This is a genomic window from Klebsiella sp. P1954 (assembly GCF_018199955.1).
Taxonomy (GTDB): Bacteria; Pseudomonadota; Gammaproteobacteria; order Enterobacterales; family Enterobacteriaceae; genus Klebsiella; species Klebsiella pneumoniae.
This window is the reverse complement of record NZ_CP073373.1, coordinates 3,694,696-3,714,952: the sequence shown is the minus strand read 5'-3', so window position 1 is coordinate 3,714,952 and position 20,257 is coordinate 3,694,696. Positions and strand designations below refer to the sequence as shown.

Sequence of the window (20,257 nt, the reverse complement as noted above, 5' to 3'; positions counted from 1 at the left end):
GAGGTGGAGGCAGGATGATATAAAGAGAGAGCAGAGGCTGCACCATCCGGACGCGCTTGCGCCCGGCTGGTGCAACAGGCCTATTTGCCAAGCATGCCTTTGTCTTCGAGGAAGGCGATAATGGTGCTCAGGCCGTCGCCCTGCTTCAGATTGGTGAAGGTCCATGGGCGATCGCCGCGCATACGCTGGGTATCGCTCGCCATCACCTCCAGCGACGCGCCCACATAGGGGGCAAGGTCGGTTTTATTGATCACCAGGAAATCGGATTTGGTGATCCCCGGTCCGCCTTTGCGCGGGATCTTCTCCCCTTCGGCCACATCGATGACGTAGATGGTCAGATCCGCCAGCTCCGGGCTGAAGGTGGCGCTCAGGTTATCGCCGCCGCTTTCCACGAAGATAAGGTCGAGGTTACCGAACTTTTCACTCAGCGCTTCCACGGCGGCGAGGTTCATTGAGGCATCTTCGCGGATCGCCGTATGCGGGCAGCCGCCGGTTTCCACACCGACGATGCGTTCAGGCGCCAGCGCGCCCGCTTCGGTGAGGATGCGCTGATCTTCTTTGGTATAGATGTCGTTAGTGACCACCGCCAGCTGCCAGGTATCGCGCATCGCTTTACACAGTGCTTCCAGCAGAGCGGTTTTACCGGAACCGACCGGGCCGCCGACGCCGACGCGCAGCGGGTGTTTATAAGAGTTCATGGCTTCTCCTAGGAACGGAATAATCGAGAGTATTGGGTTTCATGCCGGGCAGAGGCGATGGCGGCGAGCGGGGTGGCCGATCCGATATCGCCGTCCGGCGCGGCCAGCGCGCGGGGCATCTCGGCCGCGTAGTGGTCACAAAGACGTAAAATCAGCTGCTGGGCGGCCTGCTGGCCGAAGGGGACCAGCTTGACGCCGGCCATCACGGCGCTCTCAATCCAGCTATAGCCCAGGCTGAGGGCCATCTCGGGCAGGGCGATACGCCAGCGCACGCCGAGCCAGGCCATCCCGGCGAGCTGACTTTGCTGGCACAGGGAGCGCCACGGCGGCGGACAGTCCGGCTGCCAGTCGCTCAGCAGACGGGCAAACGCCGCGCCGCGGTTGCGCTCTTCCTCCCGCAGTTCACGAGTTTCCCGGCAGGCCAGCAGATAGGCGGTCCAGCGCTGGGCCGCAGCGATATCGGCTTGTTCGCAGGCGCGGTACAGGCGGGCGAACAGCGGCAGGTCAACGGTAAAAAAGCCTTCCGTCATCTGGCGTCGCTGCCAGCGCTCGAAGGCCGCGACGTCCGGCACCCAGCCGGCTTCCACAGCCCACTCCAGCCCCTGGGACCAGCTGTAACCCCCTACCGGCAGGTTGCTGCTGGCCAGCTGCATCAGCCGCAGGCGTTGTTCCGCTGTCGACATGCTAGTGGCTGTGAGCGTGGTGGTCATGATGAGCATGATGATGACCGTGGCTCTCGCTGGCGTAAGCGCCGGCTTCCGGCTCGAACGGCAGCTGGCCAAAGGTCACCGTCAGGCCGAACTGGCGCAGCATATCGTCCAGCACGTGATCGTGATGGTAGCGCAGCTCGCCCGGCATGATCTGCAGCGGCACGTGACGGTTGCCGAGGTGGTAGCAGGCCTTCGCCAGCATAAACGGATCGTCGCAGCGCACTACCGACACCCCTTCATCAGCGGCAATCACCTGCACAAACTCGGTGCCTTCTTCGTTGCTGAGCACATCGCCGCCGCGCAGCAGCAGGCCGCGGGGCAGCAGCAGGCCGGCTTCCCGGCCATCGTTGAGGGTGACCTTAACCCGGCTTTTGACGCGAACATCAATCGGCAGCGTAACGCTGGCGGTCACGGCGGCGGGGATCTCCAGACGTTGAGTTAAATAAAGCATCCGCTCTCCTTAAAACAGAATCTATGGTCACTCCCGTTTTTGCAACACCGATTTTGACGACAAGTTGGCTTGCTTGAATCTATCCGGCGTCTGAATGGGATTTTATTCCCGCGCCTCGATGAGTTCCGCGCCTGATGAACCTCCAGAAAATATACGGCTTCAATGAGCCTTTCCGTTTTACAGGTTCCTCAACAGGCCGGTGGGCCGTTAGTATCATCAATATCAGTATTCGCAAAACCAGATGAATGATTGTTTAAACTGGTGTATTTCTGCCTTTATGCTTCGTAAGTTTGCTGTCGCGCCGTCAGTGCCCAGGCTATTCTGGCCAGCTTGTTTGCCAGAGCACAGGTGACGACAAAGTTGCTTTTCCGACACAACAACTCCCTGACCCAGTCGGCCAACTTGCCAGACTGGTGTTCCAGTTTTTGTATGAATACCCTGGCACACTGAACCAACAAAGTTCGGATCTTTTTGTTGCCCCGCTTGCTAATCCCTAACAATGTCGTCCGACCTCCCGTGCTGTACTGTCGGGGTACCAGCCCTGTTGCCGCCGCAAAGTCACGGCTGCTGGCGTACTGCTTCCCGTCGCCAATCTCAGTTGAAATAGTACTGGCAGTCAGCGTTCCAACGCAGGGAATACTCAGCAAGCGCTGTCCAACCTCATCTTCGTCCAACTTTCGTTTCAACTGAGATTCCAGATCTTTAATCTGCTCAACAAGATAGTGATAATGCTGTTGTAATTTCAGCAGTAACTGGCTGAGATAAAGAGGCAAACTACTGTCCTCAAGAAGGGTACTCAGTCGACTAATAACGGCAGCACCTCGCGGAACGCTGATACCAAATTCCAGCAGAAAAGCATGCATCTGATTAGTTGTTTTCACCTTATCCTGAACCAGGGATTCACGGACACGATGCAGAGCTCGCATTGCCTGCTGAGATTCGGTTCTGGGCTGCACGAAACGCATAGATGGACGTGATGCTGCTTCACAGATAGCTTCAGCATCAACGAAGTCATTTTTGTTGCTTTTAACGAATGGGCGGACAAATTGCGGTGATATCAGCTTTGGAAAATGCCCTAACTCTTCCAGCTTGCGTGCCATAAAGTGAGAACCGCCACAGGCTTCCATCGCGATGGTTGTTGCCGGGCATGTCGCCAGAAATTCGATTAGCTTTGGTCGGGTGAATTTTTTACGGTAAACGGCCTTCCCACGATGATCCTGACAATGAATATGGAAAGAGTTCTTACCCAGATCGATACCAATAAGCGCAATGTTTTCCATGATGGTTCTCCGAATGAAAGCCTGTCCTCAGCATAGTACTGGGAAGGAGGGAGTGACCATCTCATTAAATATCGTTGCGCCATCGGCAGAACGTCTGCCGGCTCGCTGGTGATAAGTTCGCCATCCACCCGCACCTCATAGGTCTGGGCGTCGACGGTGATGTTAGGCTGCAGGCTGTTGTGCACCATGTCGGCTTTCTGCACCGTACGGCAGCCTTTCACCACGGCGATCGCGCTGCGCAGGTTCAGCCGCTCGGCAACGCCATTGGCTGCCGCCGCCTGCGACAGGAAGGTGAGGCGGCAGTGATGGCGGGCGCTGCCCAGCGCGCCAAACATCGGGCGGTAGTGCACCGGCTGCGGGGTCGGAATAGAGGCATTGATATCGCCCATCGGCGCGATGGCGATCATGCCGCCTTTGATCACGGTGGCCGGTTTCACGCCGAAGAAGGCTGGTGACCAGACCACGAGGTCAGCCAGCTTACCCACCTCAATGGATCCGACTTCGTGTGCGATGCCGTGGGTCAGCGCCGGGTTGATGGTGTATTTGGCGATGTAGCGCTTCACGCGGAAGTTGTCGTTATCCCCGGTCTCCTCCGCCAGCGCTCCGCGCTGCACCTTCATGCGATGCGCCACCTGCCAGGTGCGGAGAATCACTTCTCCGACGCGGCCCATGGCCTGCGAATCGGAGGAGGTGAGCGAGAAGGCGCCGAGATCGTGCAGCACGTCTTCCGCAGCGATGGTTTCCCGGCGAATGCGCGACTCGGCAAAGGCCACGTCCTCGGCGATGTCCGGGTCCAGATGGTGGCAGACCATCAGCATATCGAGATGTTCATCGATGGTGTTGAGGGTGTAGGGCAGCGTTGGGTTGGTGGACGACGGCAAAATGTTCGGGTGGGCGCAGGCGGTGATGATGTCCGGCGCATGGCCGCCGCCGGCCCCTTCGGTATGGAAGGTGTGGATGGTGCGCCCGCCGATGGCGGCGAGGGTGTCTTCCACAAAACCGGATTCATTCAGGGTGTCGCTGTGCAGGGCGACCTGGATGTCCATTTCATCGGCGACGGTTAACGCACAGTCGATCGCCGCCGGGGTGGCGCCCCAGTCCTCATGGATCTTCAGGCCAATAACGCCCGCCGCCACCTGCTCGCGCAGGGCATCCGGCTGAGAAACGTTTCCCTTGCCCAGCAGGCCGATATTGACCGGCAGGCTGTCGGCCGCCTGCAGCATGCGTGAGATATACCACGGGCCCGGGGTGCAGGTGGTAGCATGGGTGCCCGCGGCCGGGCCGGTGCCGCCGCCGACCATGGTGGTCACGCCGGAGACCAGCGCCTCTTCCGCCTGCTGCGGACAGATCCAGTGAATATGGGTATCGATCCCGCCGGCGGTGACAATTTTTCCTTCGGCGGCGATCACTTCCGTCGCGGCGCCGATGGGGATGGTGACGTTGGGCTGGATGTCGGGGTTACCGGCTTTGCCGATGGCGAAGATCCGGCCGTCCTTCACGCCGATATCGGCCTTAACGATCCCCCAGTGATCGACGATCAACGCGTTGGTGAGCACCAGGTCGACACAGTCGGCGGCCAGCATTTGTCCCTGGCCCATGCCGTCGCGGATCACTTTGCCGCCGCCGAATTTGACCTCTTCCCCGTAGGTGGTCAGATCGTCCTCCACCTCGATCCACAGCTCGGTATCCGCCAGGCGCACCTTGTCGCCGACGGTGGGGCCGAACATATCGGCATAGGCCTGGCGTGAAATATTACTCATCGTTTACCTCCAGAGGGCCCATGACCTCGCCGCGGAAGCCGAAGACGGCGCGGTGACCGGCGAAGGCCACCAGCTCGACCTCGCGTTTCTGGCCGGGTTCAAAGCGTACCGCCGTGCCCGCCGGGATATTCAGGCGATAGCCGGCGGCCTGCTGACGGTCGAACTTCAGCGCCGGGTTAACCTCGGCGAAATGGTAGTGCGAACCGACCTGAATCGGCCGATCGCCGTGGTTCTCAACGACCACGCGACAGGTTGCCCGGCCGGTATTCAGGGCTATCTGACCGGGCTTAACGTGATATTCACCGGGGATCATGGCGCTACCTCAGATAATCGGGTTGTGAACGGTGACCAGCTTCGAGCCGTCCGGGAAGGTGGCTTCGACCTGGATATCCGGGATCATTTCCGGGACGCCCTCCATCACCTGCTCGCGGGTCAGGACATGACGGCCTTCCTCCATCAGCGAGGCCACGCTTTTGCCGTCCCGAGCGCCTTCCATAATAAAGGCGCTGATCAGGGCCACGGACTCCGGATAGTTGAGCTTCAGGCCGCGGGCCAGGCGACGCTCCGCCACCAGCGCGGCGGTAAACAGCAACAGCTTGTCTTTTTCTCGGGGGGTCAGTTCCATAACGTTCTCTTAAGTCAGCCAGATTCGGGGAAGTACGGGAGATTTACCGGTGAGATGAGGGCGCAGAAACTGCCATACGTCGCGCATCACCCGCTGGCAAATCAGATTATCGTCACTGAGGAAACGCACCGTCAGCAGGCGGTCGGTCAGGCTGGCGCCGGCGTAGAGGCCGAGCGGCGCCAGCGCGTCGCGCACCCCGTCGAGCAGGGCATCGGTAGCGGGATAGCACAGCAAAGTGCCGACCCAGGGACGTTCGGCGACGCTGGAGAGCTCTCCCTCCTGCAGCTGCAGGCGCTCGACCAGCAGCGGCTCATCGTCCACCCATACCTCCAGCCGGTTGCTGAGGGTGCCGTGGCTGAAGGTTTCGCCAATCACCGGGCGGCCAAGGCAGAGCAGATCCCAGGCCAGCAGCCTGCTGGAGGCGCAAAGATGAAAGGTAGTGAACAGCCGGGCATTGGCCCCGGGAAAGAAGATGGCATCCTGCGGGAGCCACTCCAGGGTCGCCTGCGGGGCAAGGGTCAACTGCTGGCGAACTAGCGCTTGTGCGCCGCTGCTGCGGTAAAACTTGCTGGCGCCAGGCATGGTTATCAGCGTATGGCAGCCGGGGGCAAGGTGCGCGCTAATTGTCAGCTCATCACCGCCGACGATGCCGCCGGGCGGGTGAAGCAGATAGAGGTGACAGGTCTCTTCTTCCGGGTAAAACGGGCGCTGGACGGTCAGCGGGCCGACGTGTTGGGCGCTGGCGAGAACGGTCTTGCCGCCGGCCTGCTGAAAGCGGAGATCCAGCGTGGCCTGCCAGCCTTTTTTGAGTGGTGGTAACACGGTGCCGTGCAATGTTGCGCCCCTGCAAAATCAAGATAAAACAGCAGCAATGAGTATTGATCGGCGGGAGTTTATCCCGGTCATACGAAACGCTTATGTCATCCGTAACCCGGAGCGTCGCGACGGGCGCGAGGGGAAAGCGGCATAACCGCTCCGGATTATTCACCCGGATAATCTTTGCCGTCAATATCCTGATCCGCAGCCTGGGCGCGGCGGAAAAGGCGGCGGATCGGGTTGCGCCGCGCCGCCAGCCGCCAGCGCAACTTTTGCCTTTCCATGCTGCTAACATATTGTTACAAAAGGAGGATGTGGCGATGATCGCCTTTGATGGCGAGGAAGCGTAAAAGGGCGGGTGAAAGGCGCGATTAGCGCAGGGGAGTTCCCCGGCTGGCGGAGCCGGGAGGGGTGATTACTTCTGCTCTGGCGTTTTTTTCTTCTTCACGCGGGTCCAGATTTTGCTCTCCTGGCGGCGCCACAGACGCTGAATGTTGTCGTGATGGCGCAGGAGGATCAGGCAGGAGAGCATCGACACCGGAAAGGTGTACTGCGGTTTGAACCACCAGACGTAGAACGGGGCGATCAGGGCGCTGACGATAGCGCCCAGGGAAGAGTAGCCGCTGAGCAGGATGGTCAGCAGCCAGGTCCCGGCCATCACCCCGGTGAGATCGAGCCCGATGGGGGCGATAGCGCCGAAGGCCGTGGCGACGCCTTTACCGCCGCGGAAATGAAAGAAGACTGGCCAGATATGGCCCACGCAGGCGGCAATCGCCACTAATCCCAGCCAGAACGGCGTAAGGCCCAGCGCCCAGGCGCCCCACACCGGGAGCATGCCCTTCAGCACATCAAAAATAAGTACCGCTACGGCCGCCCCTTTTCCGCCAATTCGTAGTACGTTAGTGGCCCCGGGGTTGCCTGAGCCGCTGTCGCGTGGGTCGGGCAGGCCAGCAAGGCGACATACCAGAATGGCGCTGGAAATGGAGCCGCAGAGGTAGGCGAGGAGTACCAGTCCAGGCGCGATTGCACTCATAACGCTGTTCCGTTTTGAAAATGTCGTTGTATTCTCTGCATCTGTGGATAATACGCATAATTCGCCGGAAGTGGTATCCGGTTTAGCTAAAAAGCAGGCAGGGCGTGATGGATATTGTATTTATAGAGCAACTTTCGGTAATCACCACCATTGGTGTTTATGACTGGGAACAAACCATTGAGCAGAAGCTGGTGTTCGATATCGAAATTGCATGGGATAACCGCAAGGCGGCCGCCAGCGATGATGTCAGCGATTGCCTCAGCTATGCTGATATCAGCGAGCGCGTGATTGCGCATGTGGAGGGGGGAAAATTTGCGTTAGTGGAGCGGGTGGCGGAAGAGGTGGCCGACCTGCTGCTGGAAACATTCCAGTCGCCATGGGTGCGCATAAAAGTCAGCAAACCTGGCGCCGTGGCTCGCGCGGCAAACGTCGGGGTGATTATTGAACGTGGCCTTAATCTGAAACAAAACTTTTCAGGTCATACTTGTTAAACAAATTGCGTTTATACCGGTCATAGCATCCGGTCATCAGGCAATTTTACTGGCGATGTCCTTCCAGAACGGTGGACGAATCCGTGTGTACTTCCTGTACGCTGCGGATTACGCGCGCTCTGGCAGCCGGGTTGTGCCTGTTGAACGATACCGTGTTCCTGGTTTTTTTCATTTTACTTTTTTAAAGGGTTTAATTGGATGAGCGATATACACTCGCTGCTGGTGGCGGCAATATTGGGTGTGGTTGAGGGTTTGACAGAGTTTTTACCTGTTTCCAGTACCGGTCATATGATTATTGTTGGTCATCTGCTGGGGTTTGAAGGTGATACCGCAAATACCTTTGAAGTGGTGATTCAGTTAGGTTCGATACTCGCCGTGGTGGTGATGTTCTGGCGTCGCCTGTTCGGCCTGATCGGCATCCATTTCGGGAAACCGCCGGCGCATGAAGGCCAGGGCAGCGGCCGTTTGTCGCTTATCCATATCCTTCTCGGCATGATCCCCGCGGTGGTGATGGGGCTGATTTTCCATGACACCATTAAATCCTTGTTTAACCCGGTGAACGTGATGTACGCCCTGATTGTCGGCGGCGTATTGCTGATTGCAGCGGAAGTGCTGAAGCCGAAACAGCCGCGCGCGGTCGGGATTGACGATATGACCTACCGTCAGGCGTTCGTCATCGGCTGCTTTCAGTGCCTGGCGCTGTGGCCAGGTTTCTCCCGCTCGGGGGCGACTATCTCCGGCGGCATGCTGATGGGCGTCAGCCGCTATGCGGCCTCGGAGTTCTCTTTCCTGCTGGCGGTACCGATGATGATGGGCGCCACCGTGCTGGACGTCTACAAGAGCATCGGCTTCCTGAACATGGGCGACGTCCCGATGTTCGCCGTCGGCTTCGTGATGGCGTTTATCGTGGCGCTGATTGCGATTAAAACCTTCCTGCAGCTGATCAAACGGATCTCGTTCATTCCGTTCGCTATCTACCGCTTTATCGTCGCGGCAGCGGTGTACGTGGTCTTCTTCTAAGGCCTGCGCCCTCAGCCTTGCGGCTGGGGGCAACGCTGTTCCTTCCACTGCGCTACCGCCGCAATTCTCCGCCGCGTCAGCTCCTCGCGAATTTCCGCCCCTTTAAAGCCCGCCGCCACGACCTCTTTAGTGGAGACCGACTGCGCCACTTCCCAGGCCTCCAGCAGCAGGCGCCCTTGCGGGTAATCGCTGGCCTCGAAACCGGTGCGTCCGCGGACGTCGGCTTCGCTGGTGAGCGCGATCTGCTGCACGCGCTGCGGTTTGCGCCACGCGTCAATGCTGTCGAAGAGTTTGACGAGGGTTTTCGGCTGCAGAATTGGCAGGGTGTGGATTAGGTCATGGTACTCCGCCACCAGTTTCGCGAGATCGCGGATATCGTTTGGCACCCGCAGACGCGCGCAGAGCTGCTCCACCAGCTTGACTCCCGCCGGACCATGGCCGTGGTGACGCGGCCAGAGCGCCTTCGGCGTCAGCCCTTTGCCGAGGTCATGGCACAGGGTGGCGAAACGTACGTCGACATCCGGCGACAGCATCGCGGCCATCGTGACGGTCATCAGGGTGTGCAGGCCGGTGTCGATTTCCGGATGCCATTTCGCCGGGGCCGGCACGCCGTACAGGGCGTCAATCTCCGGGAACAGCACCTTGAGAGCCTGACAGTCGCGCAGCGTCTGGAAAAAGACCTGCGGGTTGCGAGTAGTTAATGCGCTTTCCGTCTCCTTCCACACCCGCTCCGGCGTTAAATGCGCCAGCTCGCCGGCCTCAACCATCGCGGCCATCAGGGCCTGGGTCTCTTCGGCAATGCGAAAACCGAGGTGGGCGTAGCGGGCGGCAAAGCGCGCGACGCGCAGCACGCGCAGCGGATCTTCACTAAACGCGGGAGAGACATGGCGCAGCAGGCGCTGACGGAGATCGTTCTGTCCGCCGTAGGGGTCGATAATTGCGCCGTCGGCATCCTGGGCGAGGGCATTGACCGTCAGGTCGCGGCGCAGCAGATCGGCTTCGAGGGTGACGTCCGGGGCGGCATAGCAGGTAAAACCGGTATAGCCCGCGCCGGATTTGCGCTCGGTGCGGGCCAGGGCATACTCTTCCCGGCTTTGCGGATGGAGGAACACGGGAAAATCGCGGCCTACCTGTTGATAGCCCGCGTCTAGCATCTGTTGCGGGGTGGCGCCCACCACCACCCAGTCTCGGTCTTTGACCGGCAGCCCTAACAGCGCGTCACGCACCGCGCCACCGACCAGATAACTCTTCACGCCTGATTCTCCCGTATCCGTTTTTCGCAAGATGATACGTAAGTCTGGCAGAGAAGACGAATTAGTTCATCCACCGGTCTTTACGTTTGCGGCTTGGCACCAGATGCGGCAGCACCAGACCGAGCAGCAGACCGACGCCCAGCACACCGCCGCCGTACATAAACCACTGCATGATAATGGTGCGCTGTTTATCATCAAGCTGCAGATTTGCCGCATTCACCTTCTTCTGCGCGACAACCAGCTCGTTTTTCAACTTTTGGTTCTCGTCCTTCAGCGCGTTAATCACGCTGTCGCTGCCGGCGACTTTCTTCTGCATATCCGCCGTGCGCTGGTTCCAGGTGGCATCGATGTTATTCAGCTTATCGGTCAGCGTTTTGACCTGGTTTTCCAGATCCGGGACGCGGGTGCGCAGGCTGGGCTCGTTGCTCAGCTCTTTCAGCGGGATCCAGGCGGTACGGCCGTTGCTATCGCGAATTTGCGCGTAACTGGTGCTGTCGTTCGTTTGCAGTACCGACACTTCTTCCCCGGCGTTGATGGTGCCGACCAGACGATAATTATCGCCCGGGCCGCTGCGAACCCAGGTGTTCAGCTCATCGGAAACGTAGCGCTTTTCTTCTGCGTGAACCGCCGTGGCGGCGCTAAGCGCGAGCAAAGTAAAAGTAATCAGGCGTAATTTTGGCATCAGGTCATCGTTTGGTCATAAAAAGTGGAACGATAGTAGAGGCATCGCCAGAGCGACGCAAAGTTTTCCGCCACAATCGGAATCATCCAGGAGGTGGCCCGGCAAAAAGCGCGTTGCATGGCGATTCACCGCAAAATACTATCTACTGACAAAAAATATTGTCGTAAGTTCGCCGCAATTTGTCGGCGCAGCACAGAAGCGGAAGAATTCAGTCATGGCTCAAGAAATCGAACTCAAGTTTATCGTCGCTCAGGATGGGGTAGAGACGCTGCGCGAGCAGCTCAATGCGCTCGAGGCGAAACATACGCCCGCGGGCCAGTTGCTGAACATTTATTACGAAACCGCCGATAACTGGCTGCGTCGTCACGATATGGGGCTGCGCATCCGCGGCGATCAGGGGCGTTATGAGATGACGCTGAAAATCGCCGGTCGGGTGGTCGGCGGCCTGCACCAGCGCCCGGAATATAATATTCCACTGGATAAACCGGAGCTGGCGCTTGAGCGCCTGCCGGCGGAGGTCTGGCCGCAAGGGGAACTTCCGGCCGCGCTGGCGGAGCATGTCCAGCCGCTGTTCAGTACCGATTTTGCCCGTGAACGCTGGGTGATCCAGGAAGGAAAGAGTGAGATTGAGATTGCCCTCGATCGTGGCGAAGTGAAGGCGGGCGAACATCAGGAGCCGATCTGCGAACTGGAGCTGGAGCTGCTCGCCGGGGAGACCGCCGATCTGCTGCGCCTCGCGCATCGTTTGCTGGAGAGCGGCGTCCTGCGTCAGGGGAGCCTGAGCAAAGCCGCGCGCGGGTATCATCTGGCGCAAGGTAACAATGAGCGTCCGGTGACCCGGCTGGCGGTGCTGCCGGTGGCAGCGAAGGCCAGCGTGGAGCAGGGGCTGGAGGCGGCGCTGGAGAGCGCCCTGGCGCATTGGCTGTATCACGACGAGATCTGGCTGCGCGGCAACGCAAAAGCCAAAGCGGAAATTCTGCTGGCGATAGCCCGCGTGCGCCATGCCCTCGTGCTGTTCGGCGGCATCGTGCCGCGTAAGGCGACCACCCACCTCCGCGCGTTGCTGAACGACGCCGACGCCGTTCTGCTGGCTGCGGACACCGCCGACGAAGCGTTATTCCGCACCGAGGTCGTTGGCGCCAAACTGGCCCTGACCGAATGGCTGGTCCAGCGCGAGTGGCGTTCGTTCCTCAACGAGGCGGGAGAGAAAAAAATAGCCGGATCGTTCAAACGGTTTGCCGATATTCACCTCTCGCGGGTGGCGGCCGAGCTGCGCAGCGCCGTGCAGCATCTGGCGATAGAAGATGCCGCTGACCAGTTGCCGAAGCTGTCCCGCGACATCGACAGCGTCCAGCTGCTGGCGGGCGCCTATGGCGACGCCGTCGCGCCCTGGCTGGAGAACTGGCAGGAACTTCAGCGTGCGATAGAGCATGACGACCGCAGCGTGTTTGAATATTTCCGTCGCCAGGCGCTGGCTGCCGAGCCGTTCTGGCTGCATAGTGGAAAACGATAATTACAGGCCAGGGAGCCCTTATGATGCCGCTTTCTCCGCAGTTACAGCAGCACTGGCAGACGGTCGCTGACCGTCTGCCAACGGATTTTCCCGTTGCCGAACTGAGCCCACAGGCCAGGTCGGTGATGGCGTTCAGCGATTTTGTCGAACAGAGTGTGATCGCTCAGCCGGGCTGGCTGAATGAGCTTGCGGACTCCGCGCCGGCGGCGGAAGAGTGGCGGCATTACGAAGCCTGGCTGCAGGAGCGCCTGCAGGCCGTCACTGACGAAGCGGGGTTGATGCGAGAGCTGCGTCTCTTCCGCCGCCAGATGATGGTCCGCATCGCCTGGGCGCAGGCGTTGTCGCTGGTGCGCGAAGAAGAGACGCTGCAGCAGCTGAGCGTCCTGGCGGAGACCCTGATTGTCGCCGCCCGCGACTGGCTGTACGCCGCCTGCTGTAAAGAGTGGGGAACGCCATGCAACGCCGAGGGTCAGCCGCAGCCGCTGCTGATCCTCGGGATGGGAAAGCTGGGCGGCGGCGAGCTGAACTTCTCTTCCGATATCGATCTGATCTTTGCCTGGCCGGAGCATGGCGCCACCCGCGGCGGCCGTCGCGAGCTGGATAACGCCCAGTTCTTTACCCGCCTGGGGCAGCGGCTTATCAAGGCGCTCGACCAGCCAACGCAGGACGGCTTTGTTTATCGGGTGGACATGCGCCTGCGGCCGTTTGGCGACAGCGGGCCGCTGGTGCTCAGCTTTGCGGCGCTGGAAGATTATTACCAGGAGCAGGGGCGGGACTGGGAACGCTACGCGATGGTGAAAGCGCGGATCATGGGCGATAACGACGGCGCCTACGCCAGCGAACTGCGCGCGATGCTTCGCCCCTTCGTCTTCCGCCGCTATATCGACTTCAGCGTGATCCAGTCGCTGCGTAACATGAAAGGCATGATCGCCCGTGAAGTGCGGCGTCGCGGGCTGAAAGACAACATCAAGCTCGGCGCCGGCGGCATTCGTGAAATTGAATTTATCGTTCAGGTCTTTCAGCTGATCCGCGGCGGTCGCGAACCTGCGCTGCAGCAGCGCGCGCTATTGCCGACACTGGCGGCGATTGATGAGCTGCATCTGCTGCCGGAAGGCGACGCGACGCTGCTGCGCGCGGCCTATCTGTTCCTGCGCCGGCTGGAAAACCTGCTGCAAAGTATCAACGATGAACAGACCCAGACCCTGCCGCAGGATGAACTGAACCGCGCCAGACTGGCGTGGGGGATGCATACCGATGACTGGGAGACGCTGAGCGCGCAGCTGGCGAACCATATGGCCAACGTACGGCGGGTGTTTAATGAACTGATCGGCGATGACGAGGCTCAGTCGCCAGATGAGCAGCTGGCCGAGTACTGGCGCGAGCTGTGGCAGGATGCGCTGGAAGAAGATGACGCCAGTCCGGCGCTGGCGCATTTAAACGACGCCGACCGCCGCAGCGTGCTGGCGCTGATTGCCGATTTCCGCAAAGAGCTGGATCGGCGCACCATCGGCCCGCGCGGCCGCCAGGTGCTGGATCAGCTGATGCCGCATCTGCTGAGCGAAATCTGCTCGCGCGCCGATGCGCCGCTGCCTCTGGCGCGGATCACGCCGCTGTTGACCGGGATCGTCACCCGCACCACCTATCTTGAACTGCTGAGCGAATTCCCCGGCGCGCTGAAACACCTGATTACGCTCTGCGCGGCATCGCCGATGGTCGCCAGCCAGCTGGCGCGCCACCCGCTGCTGCTGGATGAGCTGCTGGATCCCAACACCCTCTATCAGCCGACGGCGACCGATGCCTATCGCGACGAGCTGCGTCAGTATCTGCTGCGGGTGCCGGAAGAGGATGAAGAGCAGCAGCTGGAGGCGTTGCGCCAGTTCAAGCAGGCGCAGCAGCTACATATCGCGGCGGCGGATATCGCCGGCACCCTGCCGGTGATGAAGGTCAGCGATCATTTAACCTGGCTTGCCGAAGCGATCCTCGATGCGGTGGTGCAGCAGGCATGGGGGCAGATGGTGGCTCGCTACGGCCTGCCGACCCACCTGCACGATCGCCAGGGGCGCGGCTTCGCCGTCGTCGGCTACGGCAAGCTCGGCGGCTGGGAGCTGGGCTACAGCTCCGATCTCGACCTGGTGTTCCTCCATGACTGCCCGGCGGAGGTGATGACCGACGGCGAGCGGGAGATTGACGGCCGTCAGTTCTACCTGCGGCTGGCCCAGCGGATCATGCATCTGTTCAGCACCCGCACCTCGTCCGGTATTCTCTACGAAGTGGACGCCCGGCTGCGCCCTTCCGGCGCGGCGGGGATGCTGGTTACCACCGCTGACGCGTTTGCCGACTATCAGCAGAACGAGGCCTGGACGTGGGAGCATCAGGCGCTGGTGCGCGCCCGCGTGGTCTATGGCGACCCGGCGTTGCAGGCGCGCTTTGACGCCATTCGTCGCGATATCCTGACCACCCCGCGGGAGGGCGCAACCCTGCAGATCGAGGTTCGCGAGATGCGCGAGAAGATGCGCGCCCACCTCGGCAACAAGCATCCCAATCGTTTTGATATCAAAGCCGATGCCGGCGGGATCACGGATATTGAATTTATTACCCAGTATCTGGTCCTACGCTATGCCAGCGACAAGCCGAAGCTGACCCGCTGGTCTGATAATGTGCGTATTCTCGAGCTGCTGGCGCAGAACGACATCATGGACGAGGAGGAAGCGCGCGCCTTAACGCACGCGTACACCACCTTGCGTGACGCGCTCCATCACCTGGCCCTGCAGGAGCTGCCGGGACACGTGGCGCCAGAGGCCTTCAGCCGGGAGCGCGAGCAGGTCAGCGCCAGCTGGCAGAAATGGCTGATGGCTTAACTATAAAATCGGGTGTGCTATTATCGCGCGCAAAGTTTGCGTCTCGCAGGAGAGAGTCATGAAAGTAACGCTGCCGGAGTTTGAACGTGCAGGAGTGTTGGTGGTGGGTGATGTGATGCTGGACCGCTACTGGTACGGCCCCACCAGTCGTATTTCCCCGGAAGCCCCGGTGCCGGTGGTGAAGGTGGAAAATATCGAAGAACGTCCTGGCGGCGCGGCAAACGTAGCGATGAACATCGCCTCGCTGGGGGCAACCTCGCGCCTGGTGGGATTGACCGGGATTGATGACGCCGCCCGCGCGCTGAGCCAGGCGCTGGCCAACGTCAATGTGAAGTGCGACTTCGTCTCCGTCCCGACTCACCCGACTATCACCAAGCTGCGGGTGCTGTCGCGCAATCAACAGCTGATCCGCCTCGACTTTGAAGAGGGCTTCTCCGGCGTCGATCCGCAGCCGATGCACGAGCGCATTCAGCAGGCGCTGGGCTCTATTGGCGCGCTGGTCCTTTCGGACTATGCCAAAGGGGCGCTGACCAGCGTCCAGACCATGATCCGACTCGCACGCGAAGCGGGCGTGCCGGTGCTGATCGATCCGAAAGGCACCGATTTCGAACGCTATCGCGGCGCGACGTTGCTCACCCCGAACCTCTCTGAGTTTGAAGCGGTGGTGGGCAAGTGCCAGGATGAAGCGCAGATCGTTGAGCGCGGCATGAAGCTCATCGCCGAATTCGAACTGTCGGCGCTGCTGGTGACGCGCTCTGAGCAGGGGATGACGCTGCTGCAGCCGGGGCGTCCGCCGCTGCATATGCCGACCCAGGCCCAGGAAGTGTACGACGTGACCGGCGCCGGCGACACGGTGATTGGCGTGCTGGCGGCGACCCTGGCGTCCGGCAACACCCTGGAAGAGGCCTGCTATTTCGCTAACGCCGCGGCGGGAGTGGTGGTCGGTAAGCTGGGTACATCCACCGTTTCCCCTGTCGAGCTGGAAAACGCGGTCCGCGGCCGGGCTGAGACCGGCTTTGGCGTGATGAGCGAAGAGGAACTCAAACAGGCGGTTGCGGCGGCGCGCAAGCGCGGCGAGAAAGTGGTGATGACCAACGGCGTCTTTGACATTCTGCATGCCGGTCATGTCTCCTATCTGGCGAATGCGCGTAAGCTGGGCGACCGTCTGATCGTGGCGGTCAACAGCGATGCCTCCACCAAACGTCTGAAAGGCGAGACCCGCCCGGTGAACCCGCTGGAACAGCGGATGATCGTGCTGGGGGCGCTGGAAGCGGTCGACTGGGTGGTGTCATTTGAAGAAGATACTCCGCAGCGCCTGATCGCTGGCATCCTGCCGGATCTGCTGGTCAAGGGCGGCGACTACAAACCGGAGCAGATCGCCGGCAGCGAAGAGGTCTGGGCGAACGGTGGCGAAGTGCTGGTGCTCAACTTTGAAGATGGCTGCTCGACTACCAATATTATTAAGAAAATACAAAAAGATAGCGAAAAATAACTTTTTCGTTATTCACCCGCCTGTGTGGTGAAACATTACGGCCTGCGATAGCGATATCGCGGGCCGTTTTTATTTAATCATGTGGAAAATGATTTAGCGCAATAAATAATCATGTTAAGCGCATTTTTCGTACAAATCGCGTTAAGGTAAGCGTAAATACTGAAGTGAGTAAAAGGCATATGACTTATCAGAACATCCACCGCTGAAGGAGTATGCGCATGAACCATAACGATATGTATTCAATGAAGAATTTTGATTTTTTGGCGCGGAGTTTCGCCAGAATGCACGCCCAGGGCCAGCCAGTTGATCTTCAGGCCATTGTCGGCAATATGGATGAAGAACATCGTGAATGGTTTTGCCAGCGCTATGAACTGTACTGTCGCCAGGTGAGTAGTCAGGCGGAAGCCGCCCATTAAGCCAAACGCAAAACGGGCCCCCAGGGGCCCGTTTTTTACTGCTGCTCTTCGCTGCCCGGCGTCGCCGCCGGGCGGTTTTCGAGGTCATTCAGGCGCTGCTCCAGCAGCGCCAGTTTTTCCCGGGTCCGCAGCAGCACCTGAGTCTGCACATCAAACTCTTCGCGGCTAACCAGATCCAGACGGGTCAGCTGCGACTGCAGCGCCTGGCGGATTTTCTTCTCAACATCCTCACCCAGATCGCGAAGTCCTTTTGGCATCGACTCATGGACCTGGCGGGCGATTTGTTCAATTTTTTTCGGGTCAATCATGGTGGTTTCCTGCTCGGGTCGGATGATTGATCATTGTAGTGCGAACCAGGCCGCCTATAAACCAGAAATGTTTGAAGCTTATGCATTGCCGAGGATAGTCAATAGCGTTATAGTTATCTCGCTTATTCTCAGGGCGGGGCGAAATTCCCCACCGGCGGTAAATCAACCATGGCGTTGAAAGCCCGCGAGCGCTTCCCGTGACTACGGGAAGGTCAGCAGATCCGGTGTAATTCCGGGGCCGACGGTTAAAGTCCGGATGGGAGAGAGTAACGGCACAGTCGGGCCCAGGCCCGCTCGCGTTGACTTTTGCCGCTAAACCGGCGCTCCTAAGACTGCCCTGATTCTGGTAACCATAATTTTAATGAGGTTTTTTTACCATGAATCAGACGCTCCTTTCTTCTTTTGGTACCGCTTTTGAACGTGTGGAACACGCTTTGGACGCCCTGCGCGAAGGCCGCGGCGTGATGGTGCTTGATGATGAAGACCGTGAAAACGAAGGCGATATGATCTTCGCCGCTGAAACCATGACCGTTGAGCAGATGGCGCTGACCATTCGTCACGGCAGCGGCATTGTGTGCCTGTGCCTGACCGAAGATCGCCGCAAACAGCTGGATCTGCCGATGATGGTAGAGAACAACACCAGCGCCTACGGCACCGGCTTCACCGTGACCATCGAAGCGGCCGAAGGTGTGACCACCGGCGTCTCCGCTGCCGACCGCGTGACCACCGTCCGCGCGGCCATCGCCGACGGCGCGAAACCTTCCGATCTTAACCGTCCAGGTCACGTCTTCCCGCTGCGTGCGCAGCCGGGCGGCGTACTGACCCGCGGCGGCCACACTGAAGCCACTATCGACCTCGTGACCCTGGCTGGCTTTAAACCGGCAGGCGTGCTGTGCGAGCTGACCAATGACGATGGCACCATGGCCCGCGCGCCGGAGTGCATCAAGTTCGCTCAGCAGCACAATATGGCGGTAGTCACGATTGAAGATCTGGTGGCCTATCGTCGCGAACATGAGCGTAAAGCCAGCTAAATAGCGGTTCGCTACGCCCGAGCACAGCCCACTTGTTAGTGGGCTGTGTTGTTTCTGCGCTTTAACCGATGCCCATCGTCTGGAGTACCACCAGGCTCAGCCCCATGACCGACATCCCGCACAGGACGCCGTAGCTTGGATTGCTTTGCGGATCGATCTCTTTCGCCAGCGGCATCAGTTCATCGACCGACAGCGCCACCATAATCCCGGCGACGGCAGCCATGATCGCGCCCATCACCAGCGGCGAGACCAGGCTCCCCAGAATCAACCACGCCAGCACGCCGCCCAAAATTTCCGCCATGCCGGAAAGCCCGGCCCAGAGCACCGCTTTGCTGCGCGAGCCGGTGGCGGCATACACCGGTCCGGCAACCGCCAGTCCTTCCGGAATATTGTGCAGGGCGACGGCAAGGGCGACGCCCATGCCAAGCTCGAGGTTGTTGCTGGCCGTGACATAGGTGGCGATCCCTTCCGGAAAGTTATGCAGGCTGATCCCCAGCGTCAGAAGAATAGCGGTGCGGCGTAAGTTGCGCGGGCGCGGCATGGCGGGAGTCATCAGATCCTGCGGGTGGGCGTGCGGCAGCAGGCGGTCAAGGCCAAAGTAGCCCAGCAGGCCGACAACAAACATTCCGTAGCCGAGCAGCGGCGACATGCCCTCGGCGGCCAGCGCGGCAGGCAGCATTTCCATCAACGAAATCAATAGCATAATCCCGGCGGCAAAGCCGAGGGAGAAGCCAAGCAGGCGGTTAGAGGGTTTCTGGCCAATCACGCCGAATATGGCGCCAATGAAGGTTGCGCTACCGGCTAACAGCGTCAATATTAAGGGTGATGACATCGCTTCTCTCCCTGTGAAAATAATTACATACGAGTATATTGCCTGAGGATGCGCGTACGGGACACGTCCCTTTACCGCGAATTACATTCAAATTTTCTGACGATCATCATCATGGTTATCTGAGTTTATCCTGGCGCAAAAGCGCGTAATGTGAGCACATCACATTGACACCCTAAGGATATCATCATGTCCCGTACCCGAATGCCCGCGTTGTTTCTCGGCCATGGCAGCCCAATGAACGTGCTGGAAGACAACCGTTATACCCGCGCCTGGGCTCAACTGGGCGAAACCCTGCCGCGTCCGAAAGCGATCGTGGTGGTCTCTGCGCACTGGTTTACGCGCGGTACGGGCGTAACGGCGATGGAGGCGCCGAAGACCATTCATGACTTCGGCGGTTTTCCGCAGGCGCTGTATGACACGCATTATCCGGCGCCGGGCTCTCCGGCGCTGGCGCAACGGCTGGTGGAGCTGCTCTCGCCGGTGCCGGTCACCCTCGATACAGAAGCCTGGGGATTTGACCATGGCTCGTGGGGCGTGCTGATTAAAATGTATCCGCAGGCGGATATCCCGATGGTTCAGTTGAGCATCGACAGCACCAAACCGCCGGCCTGGCATCTCGAAATGGGGCGGAAACTGGCCTCGCTGCGTGATGAAGGCATTATGCTGGTGGCCAGCGGCAACGTGGTGCATAACCTGCGCACCGCCCGCTGGCATGGCGAGAACACGCCGTACCCTTGGGCAGAGTCCTTCAATAACTACGTGAAGGCGAATCTGCAATGGCAGGGGCTGGACGAGCAGCACCCGCTGGTTAACTACCTGGCACACGAAGGGGGCTCGCTCTCCAATCCGACGGCGGAGCATTTCCTGCCGCTGCTGTATGTCCTGGGGACGTGGGATGGCGTTGAGGCGATAACGATCCCAGTCGATGGCATCGAGATGGGCTCGCTGAGCATGCTGTCGGTGTTGGTTGGCGCCTGATGATAGCGCG

At 59.9% G+C, this 20,257-nt stretch carries 23 protein-coding genes, 1 pseudogene and 1 riboswitch; of the genes and pseudogenes, 9 read left to right on the top strand and 15 right to left on the bottom strand.

Annotation, left to right across the window (positions count from 1 at the left end):
- Positions 1-80: 80 nt before the first annotated feature.
- From ureG to KB890_RS17840, 8 genes and pseudogenes are all read right to left on the bottom strand, one after another.
- Positions 81-698, bottom strand: a complete 618-nt coding sequence (gene ureG, locus KB890_RS17875) for an urease accessory protein UreG (protein WP_002916877.1) — start codon at positions 696-698, stop codon at positions 81-83.
- A gap of 8 nt (positions 699-706) precedes the next feature.
- A complete protein-coding gene (locus tag KB890_RS17870) occupies positions 707-1,381 on the bottom strand; it encodes an urease accessory protein UreF (protein WP_004195728.1) in 675 nt (224 codons plus the stop codon).
- Position 1,382: 1 nt separating this feature from the next.
- Positions 1,383-1,859, bottom strand: a complete 477-nt coding sequence (ureE, locus tag KB890_RS17865) for an urease accessory protein UreE (RefSeq protein WP_004181345.1) — start codon at positions 1,857-1,859, stop codon at positions 1,383-1,385.
- Between the two features lie 275 nt (positions 1,860-2,134).
- Positions 2,135-3,139 carry an IS110-like element IS5075 family transposase gene (locus KB890_RS17860; RefSeq protein ID WP_000427619.1) on the bottom strand — a complete coding sequence of 335 codons (1,005 nt, stop codon included), beginning with the start codon at positions 3,137-3,139 and terminating at the stop codon, positions 2,135-2,137.
- Between the two features lie 62 nt (positions 3,140-3,201).
- Positions 3,202-4,899, bottom strand: a pseudogene (gene ureC, locus KB890_RS17855) (urease subunit alpha); the annotation flags it as partial.
- Positions 4,892-5,212, bottom strand: a complete 321-nt coding sequence (locus tag KB890_RS17850; RefSeq protein ID WP_002916872.1) for an urease subunit beta — start codon at positions 5,210-5,212, stop codon at positions 4,892-4,894. The gene KB890_RS17850 and the pseudogene ureC, both read right to left, overlap by 8 nt.
- A 9-nt stretch (positions 5,213-5,221) precedes the next feature.
- Entirely contained in the window at positions 5,222-5,524 is a 303-nt protein-coding gene (locus tag KB890_RS17845) for an urease subunit gamma (RefSeq protein ID WP_002916871.1), read from the bottom strand.
- 9 nt (positions 5,525-5,533) lie between these two features.
- Entirely contained in the window at positions 5,534-6,358 is an 825-nt protein-coding gene (locus KB890_RS17840) for an urease accessory protein UreD (protein WP_004174349.1), read from the bottom strand.
- Between KB890_RS17840 and KB890_RS17835 the strand changes: the two genes are divergently transcribed.
- On the top strand, positions 6,348-6,494 hold the full coding sequence (locus tag KB890_RS17835; RefSeq protein ID WP_004144529.1) for a short-chain dehydrogenase: 147 nt from the start codon (positions 6,348-6,350) through the stop codon (positions 6,492-6,494). The two genes, KB890_RS17840 and KB890_RS17835, sit on opposite strands and share 11 nt — an antisense overlap.
- Before the next feature lie 10 nt (positions 6,495-6,504).
- Here KB890_RS17835 and KB890_RS17830 read toward each other — a convergent pair whose 3' ends face one another.
- Together KB890_RS17830 and plsY are read right to left on the bottom strand one after the other, a co-directional pair.
- A complete protein-coding gene (locus KB890_RS17830; RefSeq protein ID WP_020324810.1) occupies positions 6,505-6,624 on the bottom strand; it encodes a hypothetical protein in 120 nt (39 codons plus the stop codon).
- Positions 6,625-6,755: 131 nt separating this feature from the next.
- The gene (gene plsY, locus KB890_RS17825) at positions 6,756-7,373 is read right to left on the bottom strand and encodes a glycerol-3-phosphate 1-O-acyltransferase PlsY (RefSeq protein ID WP_004144530.1); all 618 of its coding nucleotides are present in this window, start codon (positions 7,371-7,373) and stop codon (positions 6,756-6,758) included.
- Positions 7,374-7,480: 107 nt separating this feature from the next.
- Between plsY and folB the strand changes: the two genes are divergently transcribed.
- Together folB and bacA are read left to right on the top strand one after the other, a co-directional pair.
- Complete coding sequence (gene folB / locus KB890_RS17820) at positions 7,481-7,864, top strand: bifunctional dihydroneopterin aldolase/7,8-dihydroneopterin epimerase (protein WP_004150923.1); 384 nt, start codon at positions 7,481-7,483, stop codon at positions 7,862-7,864.
- 198 nt (positions 7,865-8,062) lie between these two features.
- Positions 8,063-8,884, top strand: a complete 822-nt coding sequence (gene bacA / locus KB890_RS17815) for an undecaprenyl-diphosphate phosphatase (RefSeq protein ID WP_004144532.1) — start codon at positions 8,063-8,065, stop codon at positions 8,882-8,884.
- A gap of 11 nt (positions 8,885-8,895) precedes the next feature.
- Here the strand turns inward: bacA and KB890_RS17810 are convergent, their stop codons facing one another.
- Positions 8,896-10,137, bottom strand: coding sequence for a multifunctional CCA addition/repair protein (locus KB890_RS17810; RefSeq protein WP_002916864.1), 1,242 nt, complete (start codon positions 10,135-10,137; stop codon positions 8,896-8,898).
- A gap of 61 nt (positions 10,138-10,198) precedes the next feature.
- Positions 10,199-10,819, bottom strand: a complete 621-nt coding sequence (locus KB890_RS17805; protein ID WP_002916862.1) for a TIGR04211 family SH3 domain-containing protein — start codon at positions 10,817-10,819, stop codon at positions 10,199-10,201.
- Positions 10,820-11,033: 214 nt separating this feature from the next.
- Here KB890_RS17805 and KB890_RS17800 point away from each other — a divergent pair, with 214 nt between their 5' ends.
- The 3 genes from KB890_RS17800 to hldE are packed head-to-tail and all read left to right on the top strand — an operon-like array spanning position 11,034 to position 16,682.
- On the top strand, positions 11,034-12,332 hold the full coding sequence (locus KB890_RS17800) for a CYTH domain-containing protein (RefSeq protein ID WP_020324794.1): 1,299 nt from the start codon (positions 11,034-11,036) through the stop codon (positions 12,330-12,332).
- Positions 12,333-12,352: 20 nt separating this feature from the next.
- Complete coding sequence (gene glnE, locus KB890_RS17795; RefSeq protein ID WP_004181332.1) at positions 12,353-15,190, top strand: bifunctional [glutamate--ammonia ligase]-adenylyl-L-tyrosine phosphorylase/[glutamate--ammonia-ligase] adenylyltransferase; 2,838 nt, start codon at positions 12,353-12,355, stop codon at positions 15,188-15,190.
- Positions 15,191-15,248: 58 nt separating this feature from the next.
- Positions 15,249-16,682: a bifunctional D-glycero-beta-D-manno-heptose-7-phosphate kinase/D-glycero-beta-D-manno-heptose 1-phosphate adenylyltransferase HldE gene (hldE, locus tag KB890_RS17790; RefSeq protein WP_004174353.1), complete on the top strand. Its 1,434-nt coding sequence runs from the start codon at positions 15,249-15,251 to the stop codon at positions 16,680-16,682.
- 77 nt (positions 16,683-16,759) lie between these two features.
- On the opposite strand, the gene KB890_RS17785 is transcribed toward hldE, so the two are convergent.
- Positions 16,760-16,909, bottom strand: coding sequence for a hypothetical protein (locus tag KB890_RS17785; protein WP_004144536.1), 150 nt, complete (start codon positions 16,907-16,909; stop codon positions 16,760-16,762).
- Between KB890_RS17785 and glgS the strand changes: the two genes are divergently transcribed.
- Entirely contained in the window at positions 16,901-17,098 is a 198-nt protein-coding gene (gene glgS / locus KB890_RS17780; protein WP_002916857.1) for a cell surface composition regulator GlgS, read from the top strand. The genes KB890_RS17785 and glgS overlap by 9 nt on opposite strands.
- Before the next feature lie 35 nt (positions 17,099-17,133).
- On the opposite strand, the gene ubiK is transcribed toward glgS, so the two are convergent.
- Positions 17,134-17,406 carry a ubiquinone biosynthesis accessory factor UbiK gene (gene ubiK / locus KB890_RS17775; RefSeq protein ID WP_002916856.1) on the bottom strand — a complete coding sequence of 91 codons (273 nt, stop codon included), beginning with the start codon at positions 17,404-17,406 and terminating at the stop codon, positions 17,134-17,136.
- Between the two features lie 120 nt (positions 17,407-17,526).
- Positions 17,527-17,678, top strand: a riboswitch (FMN riboswitch).
- Between the two features lie 105 nt (positions 17,679-17,783).
- Here ubiK and ribB point away from each other — a divergent pair.
- Positions 17,784-18,437, top strand: coding sequence for a 3,4-dihydroxy-2-butanone-4-phosphate synthase (ribB, locus tag KB890_RS17770; RefSeq protein ID WP_004174356.1), 654 nt, complete (start codon positions 17,784-17,786; stop codon positions 18,435-18,437).
- A gap of 61 nt (positions 18,438-18,498) precedes the next feature.
- Here the strand turns inward: ribB and zupT are convergent, their stop codons facing one another.
- Positions 18,499-19,269, bottom strand: a complete 771-nt coding sequence (gene zupT, locus KB890_RS17765; RefSeq protein ID WP_002916852.1) for a zinc transporter ZupT — start codon at positions 19,267-19,269, stop codon at positions 18,499-18,501.
- Between the two features lie 186 nt (positions 19,270-19,455).
- Between zupT and ygiD the strand changes: the two genes are divergently transcribed.
- The gene (ygiD, locus tag KB890_RS17760; protein ID WP_004181331.1) at positions 19,456-20,247 is read left to right on the top strand and encodes a 4,5-DOPA-extradiol-dioxygenase; all 792 of its coding nucleotides are present in this window, start codon (positions 19,456-19,458) and stop codon (positions 20,245-20,247) included.
- Positions 20,248-20,257 lie beyond the last annotated feature (10 nt).